This window comes from Streptomyces zhihengii, from assembly GCF_016919245.1.
Classification (GTDB): Bacteria; Actinomycetota; Actinomycetes; order Streptomycetales; family Streptomycetaceae; genus Streptomyces; species Streptomyces zhihengii.
In genome coordinates this window covers 1,832,226-1,850,012 of record NZ_JAFEJA010000001.1, presented here as the reverse complement: position 1 = coordinate 1,850,012, position 17,787 = coordinate 1,832,226, and the positions used below count along the sequence as shown (strand labels likewise).

General features: G+C 70.2%; 11 protein-coding genes and 1 pseudogene. 8 read left to right on the top strand and 4 right to left on the bottom strand.

Going from position 1 to position 17,787, the window contains the following annotated elements:
* Positions 1-131: 131 nt before the first annotated feature.
* From JE024_RS42085 to JE024_RS07665, 3 genes and pseudogenes are all read left to right on the top strand, one after another.
* Positions 132-245, top strand: a pseudogene (locus JE024_RS42085) (TetR family transcriptional regulator); the annotation flags it as partial.
* A 189-nt stretch (positions 246-434) separates the two neighbouring features.
* Positions 435-947 carry a hypothetical protein gene (locus tag JE024_RS42080; RefSeq protein WP_307840722.1) on the top strand — a complete coding sequence of 171 codons (513 nt, stop codon included), beginning with the start codon at positions 435-437 and terminating at the stop codon, positions 945-947.
* On the top strand, positions 944-2,557 hold the full coding sequence (locus tag JE024_RS07665; protein WP_205372884.1) for an MFS transporter: 1,614 nt from the start codon (positions 944-946) through the stop codon (positions 2,555-2,557). The genes JE024_RS42080 and JE024_RS07665 overlap by 4 nt, the downstream gene beginning before the upstream one ends.
* Positions 2,558-2,635: 78 nt before the next feature.
* Here JE024_RS07665 and JE024_RS07660 read toward each other — a convergent pair whose 3' ends face one another.
* Positions 2,636-3,061, bottom strand: coding sequence for a VOC family protein (locus JE024_RS07660; protein ID WP_205372883.1), 426 nt, complete (start codon positions 3,059-3,061; stop codon positions 2,636-2,638).
* Between the two features lie 379 nt (positions 3,062-3,440).
* On the opposite strand from JE024_RS07660, the gene acnA reads away from it, so the two are divergent.
* Complete coding sequence (gene acnA / locus JE024_RS07655) at positions 3,441-6,155, top strand: aconitate hydratase AcnA (protein WP_280521548.1); 2,715 nt, start codon at positions 3,441-3,443, stop codon at positions 6,153-6,155.
* 240 nt (positions 6,156-6,395) lie between these two features.
* On the top strand, positions 6,396-7,466 hold the full coding sequence (locus JE024_RS07650; RefSeq protein ID WP_205372881.1) for a lytic polysaccharide monooxygenase auxiliary activity family 9 protein: 1,071 nt from the start codon (positions 6,396-6,398) through the stop codon (positions 7,464-7,466).
* A 91-nt stretch (positions 7,467-7,557) separates the two neighbouring features.
* Here the strand turns inward: JE024_RS07650 and JE024_RS07645 are convergent, their stop codons facing one another.
* The 3 genes from JE024_RS07645 to JE024_RS07635 form a co-directional block, all read right to left on the bottom strand.
* Entirely contained in the window at positions 7,558-8,478 is a 921-nt protein-coding gene (locus JE024_RS07645) for an FG-GAP repeat domain-containing protein (protein ID WP_205372880.1), read from the bottom strand.
* 202 nt (positions 8,479-8,680) lie between these two features.
* Complete coding sequence (locus JE024_RS07640) at positions 8,681-9,601, bottom strand: FG-GAP repeat domain-containing protein (RefSeq protein ID WP_244882661.1); 921 nt, start codon at positions 9,599-9,601, stop codon at positions 8,681-8,683.
* Between the two features lie 283 nt (positions 9,602-9,884).
* On the bottom strand, positions 9,885-13,724 hold the full coding sequence (locus JE024_RS07635) for a GH92 family glycosyl hydrolase (RefSeq protein ID WP_205372878.1): 3,840 nt from the start codon (positions 13,722-13,724) through the stop codon (positions 9,885-9,887).
* Positions 13,725-14,214: 490 nt separating this feature from the next.
* Here JE024_RS07635 and ngcE point away from each other — a divergent pair, with 490 nt between their 5' ends.
* Genes ngcE through JE024_RS07620 form a run of 3 tightly spaced genes read left to right on the top strand, consistent with a single transcriptional unit; the run spans position 14,215 to position 17,583 of the window.
* Positions 14,215-15,660 carry an N-acetylglucosamine/diacetylchitobiose ABC transporter substrate-binding protein gene (ngcE, locus tag JE024_RS07630; RefSeq protein ID WP_205372877.1) on the top strand — a complete coding sequence of 482 codons (1,446 nt, stop codon included), beginning with the start codon at positions 14,215-14,217 and terminating at the stop codon, positions 15,658-15,660.
* A 30-nt stretch (positions 15,661-15,690) separates the two neighbouring features.
* Positions 15,691-16,623: a carbohydrate ABC transporter permease gene (locus JE024_RS07625; protein ID WP_205372876.1), complete on the top strand. Its 933-nt coding sequence runs from the start codon at positions 15,691-15,693 to the stop codon at positions 16,621-16,623.
* A gap of 15 nt (positions 16,624-16,638) precedes the next feature.
* Complete coding sequence (locus tag JE024_RS07620) at positions 16,639-17,583, top strand: carbohydrate ABC transporter permease (RefSeq protein ID WP_205372875.1); 945 nt, start codon at positions 16,639-16,641, stop codon at positions 17,581-17,583.
* The last annotated feature ends 204 nt before the right edge of the window (positions 17,584-17,787 follow it).

The following is a 17,787-nucleotide window of genomic DNA, read 5'->3' as shown; positions in this document are numbered from 1 at the left end:
GCGGGCGCGCCTCGTCCCGATGCTCGCCCTGCGGGTGTCCAGGGGCAACGCGGGGTGGCCCTTCCGTGTTCCAGGGGGCCGGCGCCCAGAGGAGTAGACAGTGTCTACGCCCCGCTGGTAGACAAGGCGCCATGGGTGATCAGGAGGGGGGCCTGCGGGCCCGGTTGGTGGCGGTCGGGGTCGAGTTGGTGGCCGAGGAGGGCGTGCGGGCGCTGACGCTGCGTGAGATCGCCCGCCGTGCCGGCGTCTCGCACGGGGCGCCGCGCCGGCACTTCCCCACCCACCGGGAACTGCTCTCCGCCATCGCCCGCGAAGGGTTCGCCCGGGTGGCCGCCGAGGCCGCCACGGCGGCCGCCGTCGACGGCCGGGGGGCGCGGGAACGCATCGCCGCGGTGTGCGGGTCGTACATCCGCTTTGCCCGGGAACATCGCGGAATGTACGAGCTGATGTTGCGTCATGATCTGCTCGAAAGCGGTTATCTCGGACTGCGCTCGGTCAGCCTGCCGCTCTTCGACCTGCTCACCACGCTGCTGATCGAGGCCCGGACGGAGGCCCGGACGGAGGCCGAGACGGAGGCCGAGACGGAGTCCCGAGCCGCGACCGCGACGGGCGCCCGATCCGGAGCCGGTTCGGACGGCGGGCCCGGTGCCGGTTCCGGAGCCGGTTCGGACGACGGGCCCGGTGCCGGTTCCGGAGCCCGGTCGGACGACGGGCCTCGAACCAGCTCCGACGACCGGCCCGAATCCGGTTCCGACGAGCTGCCCGAATCCGCGCCCCGGCCCGGTGCCGCCCCGCCCCGGGTCACGGCCGGCGCGCTCTGGGCGAATCTGCACGGCATCGTGCAGCTCTGGGAGTGGGGGGCCTTGAAGCTCGCCACCGGGGAGGACGACATCGACGCCCTGCTCCGCGCGGCGCTCGACGCGCACCTCGGGCCGGAGCGGCGGTGAGCGGACGGCTCCACCGGGGCGTCGCGCTCACCGGCAGCGTCGCCGGCGCCGCGGTCGTCGCCCTCGACGGCACCGTGCTCACCGTCGTGCAGCCGGTCCTCCAGCGGGATCTCGGCGCCGGCTTCGCGCAGGTCCAGTGGGCGAGCACCGGCTACCTCATCGCCGTGGCGAGCCTCCTCGTCCTCGCCGGCCGGCTGGGCGACCGCCACGGGCACGAGAAGCTCTTCGCCGTCGGCATCCTCGGCTTCGGCGCCGCGTCGGCCGGCATCGCCGTGGCGCCCGGCATCGGCTGGATCGTCGGACTGCGCGTCGTCCAGGGGGTGTTCGGGGCACTGCTCCAGCCGGCCACCCTGGGCATGCTGCGCGCCTCCTTCCCGCCCGACCGGCTGGCCGTGCCGATCGCGCTGCGCACCAGCGCCATCGGCCTCGCGGCCGCCGCCGGCCCGCTCGCCGGCGGGGTGCTGGCCACCCACTTCGGCTGGCGCGCGGTCTTCGTCCTGAACGTCGTGCCCGCCACCGTGCTGGGCGTCCTCGCCCTGGCCGTCCGTCCCCCGGCCGCGCCCGCGGGCCCGAGCCCCGCCGCCGTGCCCGGCGGGACGGCTGCCGCCGGACACGGCGGACCGGGTTCCGCGGTGCCCGTGTTCCGGGCCCGGCGCGCGCGGAGCGGGCCCGCGCCCGTGAGGCGGCGCTCCGGCTTCCGGTTGCCCGCCCGGACCGGCGCTCCCGAATCCGGCGCGCGGCCCGCCGGGGCCCCCGCGCCCGGCCGCCTCGACCCGGGCGGGGCGCTGCTGCTCGCGGTCGCGCTGGTCTGCTGCGTGCACACGCTGGTCGCCGTCCCCCGCGACGGGGTCACCTGGGCGACGGCCGCCGGCTCCGCGCTGACCGTGCTGGCCGGCGCCGCCTTCGTCCGCCAGGAACGCCGGGCGTCCCACCCGCTCGTGCCGCCCGCCGTCATCGGCTCCCGGCCCGTCGCCGCGGCCCTCGCCGTCCTGGTGTGCGCGTCGGCGTCGATGCTCGGCGCGCTGTTCGTCGCGATGTACGTGCTCCAGGACGTGCTCGGCCAGGATCCGCTGAGCGGGAGCCTCACGGCCCTGCCGGGAGCGGCCGCCATGATCCTCGCCGCGCCCCTCGCCCCCGTCCTGCTGCGACGTCAGGGGGCGCGCCGCACCGGCGTCGCGGCCTCGCTGGCGCTCGCCGCGGGCGTGGCACTGCTCTCCGGGCTCGGCCCGGCCACCCCGTGGTGGCTCGGCGGCACCGGATTCGTGCTGCTCGGCGCCGGGTTCGGGACGGTGATGGTCGCGGCCACCGCGGTCGCCGTGCGCGAGGCGCCGCCGGAGCACGCGGGCGTGGCCGGCGGACTCCAGCAGACGGCCATGAACATCGGGCCGACGGCGGGGATCGCCGCGGCGACGGCGGTGACGGCCGCGTCCCCCGGGGTCGCGGCCGGGACGGGCCGCGCGCTCCTGCTGCTCGCGTTCCTCGCCGCCCTCGGCGCGCTGCCCGCGCTCCGCCTCCCGGCGTCCCGCACCCCCGAACGCACCCCCGTGCCGTCCCCGGACACCCCACCCGGCCCCGCTCCCGCGCGACCGGCACCGCCCCCGGGCGCCTGACCCGCGCCCGGCCCGGCCGCCGCGGCCCCCGGGCGCACCCCCGGAGCGGGATGTCCGGACGTCCGGAGGTCCGCCCGCTCAGGACGCGCCCGCGCCCGCCTCCCGCTCGGCACGCTCGACGGCCGCACGCTCCGCCCGGCCCACTTCTACGCAGAACTCGTTGCCCGCCGGGTCCGCGAGCACGGCCCAGCCCCGGCCGTTCGGTTTGCGGCGGTCGTCGACGAGGCGGGCGCCGAGCGCGACGAGGCGGTCCACCTCCTCGTCGCGGGTGGTGTCGGGCTGGAGGTCGAGGTGGATCCGGTTCTTCAGGGTCTTCGCTTCGGGCACCCGGACGAACAGCAGGGTCGGCAGGCCGTCCGGCACGGAGAGGGCGACCTCGTCGTCGCCCGGCGCGTCCCCGAGGTCGACGGGGTGGCCGACGACCTGGCTCCAGAAGGCGGCCAGGTCGTAGGGCTCGTGGGCCGGTGCGCAGTCGAAGGTGATGTGCCGGACGATCGAGGTCATGGGTCTCCTCGCGCGGGGCGCGGGCCGGCGCGCGGGCGGCGCGGTTCGCGTCCCCCGCGGCGCGTCGGATTCCCGGCCGGCCGGCCGGGCCGGGCGCACGGTATCGGCGGGGCACCCTCTCCCGCATGCGCTTTTCCGCGCGGGGAGACGCTCGAAAGGCCCGTTCCCGCAGGCTCGCGGGCACGGCGCAGGGGTGTCCGGGCATGACCAGTCCACGGTCATGTACTAGAGTTATCTCGACATCGAGATATCTACCGAAGGCGTACCGCAGGCGGCCTGTCGGTAAGGGTTACCTAACTAAGCCTTACCTTAGCGGATCGGCGAAGAGTCGTGGCGGCAGCATGGACGTAGTACGCGCACATTGATGAAGGAGACTGTCGTGTCGGCGAACAGCTTCGACGCCCGCAGCACGCTGCAGGTGGGCGACGAGTCCTACGAGATCTTCAGGCTGGACAAGGTCGAGGGCGCAGCCCGTCTTCCCTACAGCCTCAAGGTCCTCCTGGAGAACCTGCTCCGCACCGAGGACGGCGCGAACATCACCGCCGACCACATCCGGGCGCTCGGCGGCTGGGACTCCCAGGCCCAGCCCAGCCAGGAGATCCAGTTCACGCCCGCCCGCGTGATCATGCAGGACTTCACCGGTGTCCCCTGTGTCGTCGACCTCGCCACCATGCGCGAGGCCGTCGCCGCGCTCGGCGGCGACCCGGCGAAGATCAACCCGCTCTCCCCGGCCGAGATGGTCATCGACCACTCCGTCATCGCGGACAAGTTCGGCACCAACGACGCCTTCGCGCAGAACGTCGAGCTGGAGTACGGCCGCAACAAGGAGCGCTACCAGTTCCTGCGCTGGGGCCAGACCGCGTTCGACGACTTCAAGGTCGTCCCGCCCGGCACCGGCATCGTCCACCAGGTGAACATCGAGCACCTGGCCCGCACCGTCATGGTCCGGAACGGCCAGGCGTACCCCGACACCCTCGTCGGCACCGACTCGCACACCACCATGGTCAACGGCCTCGGTGTGCTCGGCTGGGGCGTCGGCGGCATCGAGGCCGAGGCCGCCATGCTCGGCCAGCCGGTCTCCATGCTGATCCCGCGCGTCGTCGGCTTCAAGCTGACCGGCGAGCTGCCGGCCGGCACCACCGCCACCGACCTGGTCCTCACGATCACCGAGATGCTGCGCAAGCACGGCGTCGTCGGCAAGTTCGTCGAGTTCTACGGCGAGGGCGTCGCCGCCACGAGCCTCGCCAACCGCGCCACCATCGGCAACATGTCGCCGGAGTTCGGCTCCACCGCCGCGATCTTCCCGATCGACGGCGAGACCCTGAACTACCTGAAGCTGACCGGCCGCAGCGAGCAGCAGGTCGCGCTCGTCGAGGCGTACGCCAAGGAGCAGGGCCTCTGGCTCGACCCGGCCGCCGAGCCCGACTTCTCCGAGAAGCTGGAGCTCGACCTCTCCACGGTCGTCCCCTCCATCGCCGGTCCGAAGCGCCCGCAGGACCGCATCGTCCTGGCGAACGCCGCCCAGCAGTTCGCGCAGGACGTCCGCAACTACGTCGACTCCGTCGACGAGGCGGGCAAGGAGTCCTTCCCGGCCTCCGACGCCCCGGCCGTCACCGCGAGCGTGCCGTCCAACCCGGTCACCGTCACCGCCCCCGACGGCTCGACCTACGAGATCGACCACGGCGCCGTGACCGTCGCCGCGATCACCTCCTGCACCAACACCTCGAACCCGTACGTCATGGTCGCCGCGGCGCTCGTGGCCAAGAAGGCGGTCGAGAGGGGCCTGACCCGCAAGCCGTGGGTCAAGACCACCCTCGCCCCGGGCTCCAAGGTCGTCACCGACTACTTCGACAAGGCCGGGCTCACCCCGTACCTCGACAAGGTCGGCTTCAACCTGGTCGGTTACGGCTGCACCACCTGCATCGGCAACTCCGGCCCGCTGCCGGAGGAGGTCTCCAAGGCCGTCAACGACCACGACCTCGCGGTCACCTCGGTCCTCTCCGGCAACCGGAACTTCGAGGGCCGGATCAACCCCGACGTCAAGATGAACTACCTCGCCTCCCCGCCGCTGGTCGTCGCGTACGCCATCGCCGGTTCGATGAAGGTGGACATCACCAAGGACGCCCTCGGCACGGACACCGACGGCAAGCCCGTCTTCCTCGAGGACATCTGGCCGACCGAGGCCGAGGTCAACGACGTCGTCGCCAACGCCATCGGCGAGGACATGTTCAACAAGTCCTACCAGGACGTCTTCGCGGGCGACGCCCAGTGGCAGGCGCTGTCGATCCCCACCGGCAACACCTTCGAGTGGGACACCGAGTCCACCTACGTCCGCAAGCCCCCGTACTTCGAGGGCATGACGATGGAGACGACCCCGGTCGCCGACATCTCCGGCGCCCGTGTGCTCGCCAAGCTGGGCGACTCGGTCACCACCGACCACATCTCCCCGGCCGGTGCGATCAAGGCCGACACCCCGGCCGGCAAGTACCTCACGGAGCACGGCGTCGAGCGCCGCGACTTCAACTCCTACGGCTCCCGCCGTGGCAACCACGAGGTCATGATCCGCGGCACGTTCGCCAACATCCGCCTGCGCAACCAGATCGCGCCGGGCACCGAGGGCGGCTTCACCCGCGACTTCACGCAGGCGGACGGCCCGGTGTCGTTCATCTACGACGCCTCGCAGAACTACCAGGCCGCCGGCACCCCGCTGGTCATCCTGGCCGGCAAGGAGTACGGCTCCGGCTCGTCCCGTGACTGGGCCGCCAAGGGCACCGCGCTCCTCGGCGTCAAGGCCGTCGTCGCCGAGTCCTACGAGCGCATCCACCGCTCGAACCTCATCGGCATGGGCGTCCTGCCGCTCCAGTTCCCGGAGGGCGCCTCGGCCGACTCCCTCGGCCTGACCGGCGAGGAGACCTTCTCCATCTCCGGCGTCACCGAGCTCAACGACGGCACCACGCCGCGCACGGTGAAGGTCACCACCGACTCCGGCGTGGAGTTCGACGCGGTCGTCCGCATCGACACCCCCGGTGAGGCGGACTACTACCGCAACGGCGGCATCATGCAGTACGTGCTGCGGAACCTCATCCGCGGCTGAGTCCGGCCCGGACGGGACGGCCCGGCTCCGCCGGCCGTCCCCCGGGCGAAGGGCCGCCGCTCCGCGACCGCGGAGCGGCGGCCCTTCGCCGTTCGCGTGCGCCCCAACTCTCCCTGTGCGCAAGCCGTTTACAGCCCTCCGGGTCCGCGCTAGCTTCACTCGACGAAGCGTGGGAGCGCTCCCACGCCTCATCGAGCACATCCTCCCCTCTCGCCCCCCACCTTCCGAAGGGACGACCGGATGATCCGGCGATTAATGGCGCTGAGCCGACCACGCGCCCTCCTGCTGACCGTCCTCGCACTGCTCACCACCCTCCCCGCACTCGGCCTCGTCGTGTCCGCGGGCGGCGACGCCGAGGCGCACGGCACACCCATGAAGCCCGCCAGCCGCACCTTCCTGTGCTGGCAGGACGGGCTGACCGACACCGGCGAGATCAAGCCGGTCAACCCGGCCTGCAAGGCCGCGGCCCAGCAGAGCGGCACCACGCCGTTCTACAACTGGTTCTCCGTGCTGCGGTCCGACGGCGCGGGCCGCACCCGCGGCTTCGTGCCCGACGGCGAGCTGTGCAGCGGCGGCAACACCAACTTCACCGGCTTCAACGCGGCGCGCGACGACTGGCCGCTCACCCACCTCACCTCCGGCGCCACCATCGACTTCTCCTACAACGCCTGGGCCGCGCACCCCGGTTGGTTCAAGGTCTTCGTCACCAAGGACGGCTTCGACCCGACTTCGGCGCTCACCTGGGACGACGTCGAGGACGCGCCGTTCCTGACCGTCGACCACCCGCCGCTGAACGGTTCCCCGGGCACGGTCGAGGCGAACTACTCCTGGACGGGCGCCCTGCCGGCGAACAAGTCGGGCCGTCATGTCATCTACATGGTGTGGCAGCGCTCCGACAGTCAGGAGACCTTCTACTCCTGCTCCGACGTCGTCTTCGACGGCGGCAACGGAGAGGTCACCGGCGTCAAGGACCCGGGCGAGGGCGGGCCCGGCGAGCCCGTGCCCGGCGGCGCGTGCGCCGCCACCCGGACCACCGCCGGTAGCTGGGGCGGCGGCTACCAGTCCCAGGTGACCGTCACCAACACGGGCACGGTGCCGATGCTCGGCTGGATGGTCGACTGGACCCTCCCGGCCGGCCACCGGATCGACAGCCTCTGGAACGGCTCCATGACCGCCCAGGGGCAGGCCGTCATGGTCCACAACGCGGGCCACAACGGCAGCCTCGCACCAGGGCAGTCGGCGAGCTTCGGCTACGTGGCCACAGGATCGGCGCCCGACACGGCGTCGGCCCTGACCTGCCGGCTGGGCTGACCCCCGCCGGGCCGGGTACCTGCCCGTCCGGCCCGGCGACCGCCGAAGGCCGCGCTCCCCGCGAAGGGAGCGCGGCCGTTCACCGAACGCTCTAGAAGATCACCTGGTAGGTGTTCCAGCCGCTGTTGCCGATCTTCACCCGGGGCTTGAACGGCGCGGCCGCGTCCCCGGTGCCCGAATAGCGCCACAGCGCCCCGGCCGTGTCACGGGCGACCAGGTCGCTCCGGCCGTCGTTGTCGAGATCGCCCACGCCCACCAGGTGGTTGAACAGGTTCCAGCCCCCGCCGATCTCGGTGCGCGGCTCGAACGGGGCCCTGAAGTTGCCGGTGCCCTTGTAGAGCCACAGCGTCCCGGAGCCGTCGCGGGCGACGATGTCGTTCCGGCCGTCGCCGCTGAGGTCGCCGACGCCGGCGATCTGGCTGTAGATCTGCCAGCCGCCGCCGATCTCGGTGCGGCCGGTGAGCCTGCCGTCGCCGTGGCCGAGGTAGATCCACAGCGTGCCGCCGCTGTCCCGGGCGATGATGTCGGAGCCGGCCGCACCGCCGAGGTCGCCCGGCGAGTAGGCCTTGCCGTAGACGTTCCAGCCGCCGCCCAGCTCGACGAACTCGCCCTCGCCGGAGGAGTAGGCGAGATGGCCGTCGGTGTCCCAGACGTAGACGTCGTCGGCGATGCCGTCCCCGTCGTTGTCCGCCTGGGTGGCGTTGATGATGTTCCGCCACTGGTCGGTCAGCCAGTCGCGGGGGCCGTATCCGCCGTTGTTGTCGGGCACGTAGCCGTACAGCGACGGGCCGGTCAGCCCGTACAGGAAGCGGTACTCGGCGTCGGCCGAAGCTGCCCGCGCGCCGGCCGGGGCCGGGAGAGCCTCGGCCGCCCGCGCGGCCCCGGTGGCGGCCCGCCCCGGCTCGTCGGCCACGGCGGCGCCGGTGCCCGCGGCGACGAGCGCCGCGGTGACCGCGGCGACGGTGGCACGGGAGAGCAAGCCCGTGCGAAGGAGACCGGTGATCTTTGCCATGTGTCACTCCGGATGAGAGAGCGAACCTTCCCCCCCTGGGAAGATCACTGCTGGTCCACGATGCTGGCAGACCGTCCTCCCGGAGCAACGCCTTTACCGGCGTGTCGGGTTGGGAACGTCCGAATCTCCCCCTGCATGGCGAAAGGGCCGCGCTCCGGGGAGCGCGGCCCTGTGCCGGAGGCCGTCCGGGGACGGCTGCCGATCAGAAGAGCAGGCGGTAGGTGTTCCAGCCGCTCGTGCCGATCAGGACCTTCGGCTTGAACGGCGAGGCCGCCATGCCGGTGCCCTTGTACAGGTACAGGGCACCACCCGTGGAACGGGCGACCAGGTCGGTGTTCCCGTCCAGGTCGATGTCGCCGACCGAGATCAGGTAGTTGAAGGCGTTCCAGCCGCCACCGATCTGCGTGCGGCCGGTGAAGGGCTTGGCGCGGTCGCCGGTGCCCTTGTACAGCCACAGCACGCCGGCACCGTCGCGGGCGACGATGTCGTTCTTGCCGTCACCGGTGAGGTCGCCCTTGCCGGTGATCTGGTTGTAGGTCTGCCAGCCGCCGCCGACCAGGGTGCGGCCGGTCAGCTTGCCGTTGCCGTACCCGAGGTACAGGTACAGGTTGCCCTTGGTGTCACGGGCGAGCAGGTCGTCCGCGCCGGCACCGGCGAGGTTGGAGGCGGAGAAGACCTTGTTGTAGGCCCCCCAGCCGCCGCCCTGGTCGGTGGCGTCCTCGCCGTAGAACAGGTGGTACAGACGACCGCCCTCGACGAACCAGATGCCGTCGGACGAGCCGTCGGCGTCGTGGTCGACCTGGGTCATCTGCTGGGTGGCGCCCCAGCCTTCACCGCTGTACATCTTGGTGTCGATGCCACCGGCACCGTTCGGCGGGTAGCCGTACAGCACGCCGGAGCTGTTCACGCCGTACAGGGCGTTCACCGGGGCGTCCTGGGCCTCGGCCTGGATGCCGAGGGACTTCTTGGCGGGCGCCTTGGTCACGGCCGTCGCGGACGGCGACGAGTCGGCGGCGGACGCCGAGCCGGCGGCCGCGCCGGTGATGAGCAGAGCCGCAGCGGTCGCAGCGGCGACGAGGCGGGCACGTGTCCGGCCGCGCTTGAGGCCAGAGAGTTCGGCCACGTAGGTCTCCATGAAGGTGTCTCGATGAGAGCGGCCCACTCCGCTGGATGCGGCGGGCCACCGTTTCCCCTGGATCCTTTCATACGACCTTCACAGGCCAGCGGCATTTTTATGTCCCGGAATCGCTACAACCGCGGTAGGGATAAGGGGCATTCACGGTAAAGATCATCATTCGAAATGATCTGATGCATCTGCACCTTTCATCCCTCGCTGTTCCCGCCCACGCCCCGACGGGCCGCGCCCCACAAGGAGCGCGGCCCGCCGGACCGGTGCGGGGGTGTCGCTACCCCAGCAGTTCCACCTCCGCGAGGGTGCCGCCGCCGTCGGGGACGAGGCGGTAGTGGGTCCAGGCGCCCGGCTGCGGCACCGAGAAGACCCTGGTCTGCTTGTCCCAGGCGAAGGACTCGCCCGAGCGGCGGTCGAGCTCCTTCCAGGTCCGGCCGTCGGAGGAGCCCTCCAGTACCCACTCCTTCGGCGCCTTGTCCTTCGCCGCCGAGGTCAGGGTGTACTGGACGGCCTTCGCGCCGGCCGCCACGGGCAGGTCGAGGGAGGTGAACTCCGCCGACGTCGCCGAGGTGTTGTCGAGGAGCGGGCCGCCGGCCGTGGTGAGGTCGTGGTGCGGGGCCGGGACCTCGTCGTCGCGGGTGATGGAGACGGGCGCGGCGTCCTTGCCGGTGCCCCACGCGGACGGCTCCGGGCCCATCGCGAACTCCAGGGTGCCGCCCTTCGCCACCAGGGCGTGCGGCAGCGCGGTGGACTTCCACGTCTTCCCGTTGACCTTCAGGCCCTGGACGTAGACGTTCTTCGCGCTGTTGCGGGGCGCCTTGACGACCAGCTCGCGGCCGCCCTCCAGGTGGACCGTCGCCTTCGTGAACAGGGGCGAGCCGATGGCGTACTCGCCGCTGCCCATCACCAGCGGGTAGAAGCCCAGGGCGGAGAAGAGGTACCAGGCCGACTGCTCGCCGTTGTCCTCGTCGCCGTGGTAGCCCTGGCCGATCTCGCTGCCGGTGTAGAGGCGGGAGAGGACCTCGCGGACCTTCTCCTGGGTCTTCCAGGGCTGCGATGCCGCGTTGTACATGTACGTGGCGTGGTGGGCGACCTGGTTGGAGTGCCCGTACATGCCCATCCGGACGTCACGGGCCTCGGTCATCTCGTGGATGACCGATCCGTAGGAGCCGACGAACTCGGGGGAGGCGGTCTCCGGCGTGGCGAAGTAGGTGTCCAGCTTCTCGCCGAGCCCGGCGCGGCCGCCGTAGAGGTTGGCGAGGCCCCGGCTGTCCTGCGGGGCGGTGAACGCGTAGCCCCAGCCGTTGGTCTCCGTGTAGTCGTAGCCCCAGACCCGCGGGTCGTACTGCGCCGACGGCACCCGCCAGTCGCCCCCCAGGTCGCGGCCCTGGAAGAAGCCGGCCTGCTTGTCGAAGAGGGTGACGTAGTTCCGCGCCCGGCTCAGGAAGTACGCGGACTCCTCCCGGTAGCGGGCCTTGCCGGTCTTCTTGTGGAGCGCCTCGGCCATCTTCGCGATGCCGTAGTCGTTGAGGTAGCCCTCCAGGGACCAGGACAGGCCCTCGTGCGTCGCGGTGGAGGCGTAGCCGAGGAACGGCGAGGTCTCCATGCCCTTGCGGCCGACGCCGGAGGACGGCGGGACGACGGTGGCGTTCTTCAGGGCCGCCTCGTACGCGGCCTCGCCGTCGAAGCCGACGCCCTTGACGTAGGCGTCCGCGAACGCGACGTCCGAGCTGGTGCCGGTCATCAGGTCGGCGTAGCCGGGGGAGGACCAGCGGGAGATCCAGCCGCCGTCCTTGTACTGCTGGACGAATCCGTCCACCAGCTCGCCGGCCTTGGCCGGCGTGAGGAAGGAGTACGCGGGCCAGGTCGTCCGGTAGGTGTCCCAGAAGCCGTTGTTGACGTACACCTTGCCGTCGACGATCTTCGCGCCGGTGCGGGTCGGGGTGTCGGGGCCCGGCATGGGGGAGAACGGGCTGGCGTACTGGTACTTCGGGTGCGAGCGGCTGCCGGTGTTCTCGTGGCCCGCGTTCGGGTACAGGTAGAGCCGGTAGAGGCTGGAGTAGAGGGTGGTGAGCTGGTCGCGGGTGGCTCCCTCGACCTCGACCTTGCCCAGCAGCCGGTCCCACGCCCCGCGTGCGGTGTCGCGCACCTTCTCGAAGCGGGTGCCCGGCGGGATCTCGTCGGCCAGGTTCTTCTTCGCCTGGTCGATGCCGATGAGCGAGGTCGCCATCCGCAGGGTCACCGTGCGGTCCTCGCCCGCGTCGAAGCGGAGCCTGCCGCGTACGCCCTCGGCGCCGGAGTCGGTGACCGGCCGGTCGAAGACGCCGTACACGAACAGGCGGGTGGCGCCGGTGGACAGGCCGCTCTTCACGTCGGACCAGCCGGTGAAGGAGCGGGTCGCGGGGTCGAGGGTGAGGCCCGCCTCGTCGGTGACGTTGTCGAAGAGCACGCTCGCGTCGTCACCGGGGAAGGTGAACCGCATCATCGCCGCGTGGTCGGTCGGCGTCATCTCGGCCTTGAGGCCGTTCTCGAAGGTGACCCCGTAGTAGTGCGGGCGCGCCGTCTCGTTGTCGTGGCGGAAGGGCAGCGCGCGGGCGGTCCGAGCGGGGTCCGGGGTGCCGGACGCGGCCGACGGCATCACCTGGAAGGTCTGCCGGTCGCCCATCCAGGGGCTCGGCTCGTGGCTCGTGCTGAACGCCTGGATCGTCGGCAGGTTGTCCGCGTTGTTCCCGCGGGAGTACTCGTAGAGCCAGCTCTTGGAGCCGGCGTTGGTCACCGGCGTCCAGAAGTTGAAGCCGTGGGGGACGGCCGTCGCGGGGAAGGTGTTGCCGCGCGAGAAGGAGCCGCTGGAGTTGGTGCCGCGGGTGGTCACCGCGTAGTCCGCCAGGTGGGCTTCGGGCTTCTCGGGTGCCCTGGGCCCGATGACGAGGTCGTCGATCCAGCCCTGGAAGGCGGCGGGCCCCTCGGCCGCGTCGTAGGCCACCAGGATCCGGTCCACCGTCTTGCCCGCGGCGACGGTGCCGATGCCGGAGGCCACCGCGTTCCACTGGTTGACGTAGAGCCGCTTGGCGGCGCCCTGGCCCTGCGGGGTCATCGCCCCGCCGTGGGAGTCGACGGCGCCGAGCTCGCTGAGGTAGGTGCCGTCGGTGAAGGCGAGGTCGACCGCGACGTTGGTGGCGGGGTACTTCAGGTCCGTCTCCGCCATCGAGGGGAAGACCTTGTACGAGAGCTCCGTGTCGCGGCGCACGGCCACGTCGACGTCGAAGACCTTGTTGTACGAGTACGCCCGGCCGTCCGCCTGGTGGCTGCCCGCGTACTTCAGCGCCCGCTTCCCCGTGAAGCCCGCGCCCGCCTTGGCGGTGGGGGAGCCGCTGGGGCCCCGGTCGGCCTGGGTGCGCATGTCGTCGGGGACGGGCGTGTCGGTGTCGCCGTTCGAGAACTGGACGTCGGCGAGCTGGGTGGCGTCGGAGGCCCCGTTGTTCTTGGTGATCTCCAGCCGGTAGTGGGCGTAGGCGGTGACCTCGCCCGGGGCGCCTATCTCGTAGGTCTTCGTCTCGAACCGCTTGGCGAAGGTCTCGCCGGAACGGGTGTCGAGGACCGTCCAGTCGGTGCCGTTCGCCGAGCCCTTGAGGGTCCAGTCGCGGGGGTCGCGCTCGGCGTGGTCGTTGGCGGAGGTCAGCGCGTAGGTGGCCACCCCGACGGGCGCCGCCGTGTCGAACTCCAGCCAGGCCGTCGGCTCGAACGCCAGCCACTTGCTGCCGGGCGAGACGTCGACGAGGTTCTCCTTGGTCTCGCCCCCGCCGGTGTTCTCGTCGCTGGCCCGCAACTCGGTGACCTGATCGGTGACATTGCCCGGAATTCCGCTGGAGAAGCCGCCGTCGACGCCGGATGACCGCTTCTTTCCGTCCTTGCCGACTTCTACGGTATTACGCCAGTCCGGTTGTGCTTCGTCCGTTTCGAAGGATGACGTGAATGTGCGGTCCGCCGAGGACGATTGCCCCGGTGTACCGGGCAGTGCGACGGCCGCGGAGGGGGCCGTCAACACGAGGAGTGAGGCGCTCACCGCCAGGGTGACCGCGTGGACGTGTCGTTGCCGGGCTCGGGGTCTGGGCTGCATCCCGGGTCGATCCTCCTGGGAGACGCGGTGGACAACGTTGTCATTCGCGAGGTGCAGGATCCAGTAGGGAGGCAAGTGGCGGACGGTGTCAAGGGTGTTGGGGGTGTCGCCGAGGCGGAATGAGTCGTTCCGTGAAGAATGCAGTGCTCGTAAGGGTGCAGACGGGGCTCATGTATCCGCGAGGTCTCAACTCGGGAAAGACTGCCGTGCAACCTTGCATTCGATCTTGCTCAGTTGGCGGGAAGTGGACTATACCTGTCGGCGTCCGCAGAGATGTTTTCGCGGGCAGGGGGCGGAGGGGGTCGTGGTCACGCGGACGTCGGCCATGAATTCAGCCGTTCCCCCTGCCGGCCGTGCACGACCCGAGCTTCACTGTGTTTCCCTTCGGGAAAGCGCAGCAACTGAACGCGGTGGCGGGGCCCTTCGCCTGAGGCGAGCCTACGGGCGACCGGTACACCGCCTGAGTCCTGGAGAAGGCGAGGACTTGAGCATGGGATCCACCTCCACCTCGAATACGCACGGTGAGGGCCTCAGCCGTCGGAATCTGATCAAGCGGTCCGCCGCACTCGGTCTGATTGCCGTACCCACCATGAGCTTCCTGTCCGCCTGCGCGAGCAGCGGCGGCGGCGACGACCAGGAGAAGCAGAAGGGTGAGGTGACGAAGGACAACCCGTTCGGCGTCACCAAGGGCGGCACGCTCGACGTCGTCATCTTCAAGGGCGGCTTCGGCGACCAGTACGCCATCGAGTGGGAGAAGCTCTACAAGGCCAAGTACGGCCCGGAGATCAGCCACCTCGGCACCCAGGAGATCACCGGCAAGCTCCAGCCCCGCTTCAACGCGGGCAACCCGCCGGACGTCGTGGACAACTCCGGCGCCCAGCAGATCAAGCTGGACGTGCTGCACAAGAACGGCCAGCTCGCCGACCTGACCGAACTGCTCGAGGCCCCCGCGCCGGACGACCCGTCCAAGAAGGTCAAGGACATCCTCGTCCCGGGCACCGCCGACAAGGGCTTCATCGGCGGCAAGATGCACTCCCTGAACTACGTCTACACCGTCTGGGGAGTCTGGTACTCGGGCAAGATGTTCAAGGACAACGGGTGGGAGGTGCCGAAGACCTGGGACGCCTTCCTGCAGATCATGCAGGACGCCAAGAAGAAGGGCATCGGCGGTCTCGCCCACCAGGGCAAGCACCCGTACTACATCAACGTCATGATCATGGACCTGATCGCCAAGACCGGCGGTCTGGAGGCCATGAAGGCGATCGACAACCTCGAGAAGAACGCGTTCGTCGGCAGCGAGGCCGCCAAGCAGTCCATCGAGGCGATCTACGAGATCGTGGACAAGGGCCTGCTCATGCCGGGCACCAACTCCCTGGACCACATCGAGTCGCAGACCGCCTGGAACGAGGGCAAGGCCGTCTTCATCCCCTCCGGCTCCTGGCTGGAGAACGAGCAGCTCAAGCAGACCCCGGAGGACTTCGACATGAAGTTCCTGCCGATGCCCCTGCTGCCGGGCAGCAAGCTGCCGTTCGAGGCGATCCGGGCCGGCGCGGGCGAGCCGTTCATCGTCCCGGAGAAGGCCAAGAACAAGGCCGGCGGCCTGGAGTTCCTGCGCCTGATGTGTTCGAAGGAGTGGTCGACCAGCTTCGCGCAGCAGGCCAACTCGCTGACCATCGTGCAGGACGGCGTCGACAAGAGCGTCCAGCTCCGCTCCGGCACCAAGTCCGCGGTCGAGGCCGTCGACGCGTGCCCGGTCGAGCAGCGCTTCGACTACTTCTACATCAACTGGTACAGCGAGATGGACGAGTCCATCCGTACCGCCTCCGCGGAGCTGATGGCCAAGCGCATCACACCGGCCGAATGGCTCAAGCGGGCGCAGGCGGCCGTCGACAAGGCGGCCGAGGACCCGGCGAGCAAGAACAACAAGCGTCAGTAGCCGAGGCCGGGAATCCAGGGGCAGGGTGCCATGCAACAGGGAAAGTACCGGTTCGTCACCGGTTTTCTGATCGTACCGGTCGTGCTGTACGCGGTCTTCATGATCTGGCCGTACATGCAGACCTTCGGATACTCCTTCACGAACTGGCAGGGCCAGTCGCAGGAGATGAGTTTCGTCGGCCTCGACAACTACACCGCGCTGTTCTCGGACTCGGTGTTCCTGAAGGCTCTGTGGCACAACATCCTGCTCCTGTTCTTCCTCCCCGTCGCGACCATCCTGCTCGCCCTCTTCTTCGCCTACATGGTGAACGTGGGCGGGCGGGGCGGCGCCGGCGGAATCCGCGGCGTCGCGGGATCGGGCTTCTACAAGATCCTGTTCTTCGTCCCGCACGTGCTGTCCATCGCGATCCTCGCCGTCCTGTGGCGGGCGATCTACCGGGGTGACGTCGCCGGACTCATCAACGGCGTCTTCATCAAACTCGGACTCTCCGACCCCGCGCACCCCATCGAATGGCTCAACGAGCCCGATCTCGTGCTGTGGTGCGTGGCCTTCGTCCTCCTGTGGTGGGGCGTCGGCTTCTACCTGGTCCTGTTCTCCGCCGCCATGCAGTCGGTGCCCAAGGAGATCTACGAGGCCGCCCTGCTCGACGGCGCCAGCCGCACCCAGTCCTTCTTCCGGGTCACGCTGCCGCTGCTGTGGGACACCGTCCAGACGGCCTGGGTCTATCTCGCGATCCTGGCGATGGACTGCTTCGCCCTGATCTCGGTCATGACCCCGGGCAACAGCTACGGCGGCGGACCGGACCACAACAGCGAGGTCATGGCGACCTATCTGATGCGTAACTTCCTCTCCTTCGGGAAGAGCGGCTACGCCTGCGCCATGGGCGTCGTGATCCTGGGCCTCACGCTGATCCTGTCCCTCGTCACGCTGCGGATCAGCCGCCGCGAGCGCATCGAATACTGAGCGGGGAACCACGCCATGTCGAACACCCGGACGATCGACGGCGTCGCCAAGGACGCCGTCCCCGGCCCGCGCGACGCGAAGAACGGCGCCCGGCCCCAGGGAGCCGGCGGGAAGGGCGACGACGAGGGCAAGGTCCTCAACGTCTTCTCGCACGGCTTCCTCATCCTGTGGTCCGTGATGATCGTGCTGCCGCTGATCTGGCTGCTGCTCGGTTCGTTCAAGACCGACACGGAGATCGGCTCCAGCGCCTGGTCGTGGCCGTCGAACTGGAACTTCGACGCCTTCGGGCGGGCCTGGGAGAAGGGCATCGGCGACTACTTCGCCAACACCCTGATCGTGCTCGTCTTCTCGATCCCGCTGACCATGCTGCTCGGCGCGATGGCGGCCTACGTCCTGGCGCGCTACGAGTTCCCGGGCAACCGCTTCTTCTACTACTTCTTCGTGGCCGGCGCGATGTTCCCGGTGTACCTGGGCCTGGTGCCCCTGTACTTCCTCATCGACATGCTCGGCATGCTCAACACGTACCAGGGCCTGATCCTCGTGTACGTCGCCTACTCGCTGCCGTTCACGGTCTTCTTCATGCACGCGTTCTTCCGGACGCTGCCGACCGCGATCCACGAGGCCGCCGTCATCGACGGCGCCTCGCACACCCGGATCTTCTTCCAGGTGATGGTCCCGATGGCGAAGCCCGGCCTGCTGAGCGTCGGCATCTTCAACGTCCTCGGCCAGTGGAACCAGTACATCCTGCCGATGACCCTGATGCAGCAGCAGAGCGGCTTCGACAAGGACCGCTCGGTGCTCACCCAGGGCCTGGTGCTCCTCAACCAGCAGCAGGGCTACGAGGGCGACCTGCCGGTGATCTTCGCCGGCATGACGATCGCGATGCTCCCGGTCATCGTCGTCTACCTCTCGTTCCAGCGGCAGGTCCAGTCCGGCCTCACGGCCGGCACCCTGAAGTGACCCGCCCGTAACCCTGTGTACCGGGCCCCGTCGCGCACCAGTGCGGCGGGGCCCCGGCACGTCCGGCCCCGGCGCGCCGCGTCGCTCATTGGAGGTTGCCCCCGCTCAAGGTCTTGACGGAATAACCCCCCGAGAGTTGAACTCAGAGTTCACAAGTTGGAGAGACGTCGGGGTTCCCTTGTGGTGGCCCCGGCCGGGGACGGT

Coding starts and splice junctions, on each gene's coding strand:
- JE024_RS42080 (WP_307840722.1), top strand. CDS start 435: ATGTACGAGCTGATGTTGCGTCATGATCTGCTCGAAAGCGGTTATCTC.
- JE024_RS07660 (WP_205372883.1), bottom strand. CDS start 3,061: ATGACCTCGATCGTCCGGCACATCACCTTCGACTGCGCACCGGCCCAC.
- JE024_RS07650 (WP_205372881.1), top strand. CDS start 6,396: ATGATCCGGCGATTAATGGCGCTGAGCCGACCACGCGCCCTCCTGCTG.
- JE024_RS07645 (WP_205372880.1), bottom strand. CDS start 8,478: ATGGCAAAGATCACCGGTCTCCTTCGCACGGGCTTGCTCTCCCGTGCC.
- JE024_RS07635 (WP_205372878.1), bottom strand. CDS start 13,724: ATGCAGCCCAGACCCCGAGCCCGGCAACGACACGTCCACGCGGTCACC.
- ngcE (WP_205372877.1), top strand. CDS start 14,215: ATGGGATCCACCTCCACCTCGAATACGCACGGTGAGGGCCTCAGCCGT.
- JE024_RS07625 (WP_205372876.1), top strand. CDS start 15,691: ATGCAACAGGGAAAGTACCGGTTCGTCACCGGTTTTCTGATCGTACCG.
- JE024_RS07620 (WP_205372875.1), top strand. CDS start 16,639: ATGTCGAACACCCGGACGATCGACGGCGTCGCCAAGGACGCCGTCCCC.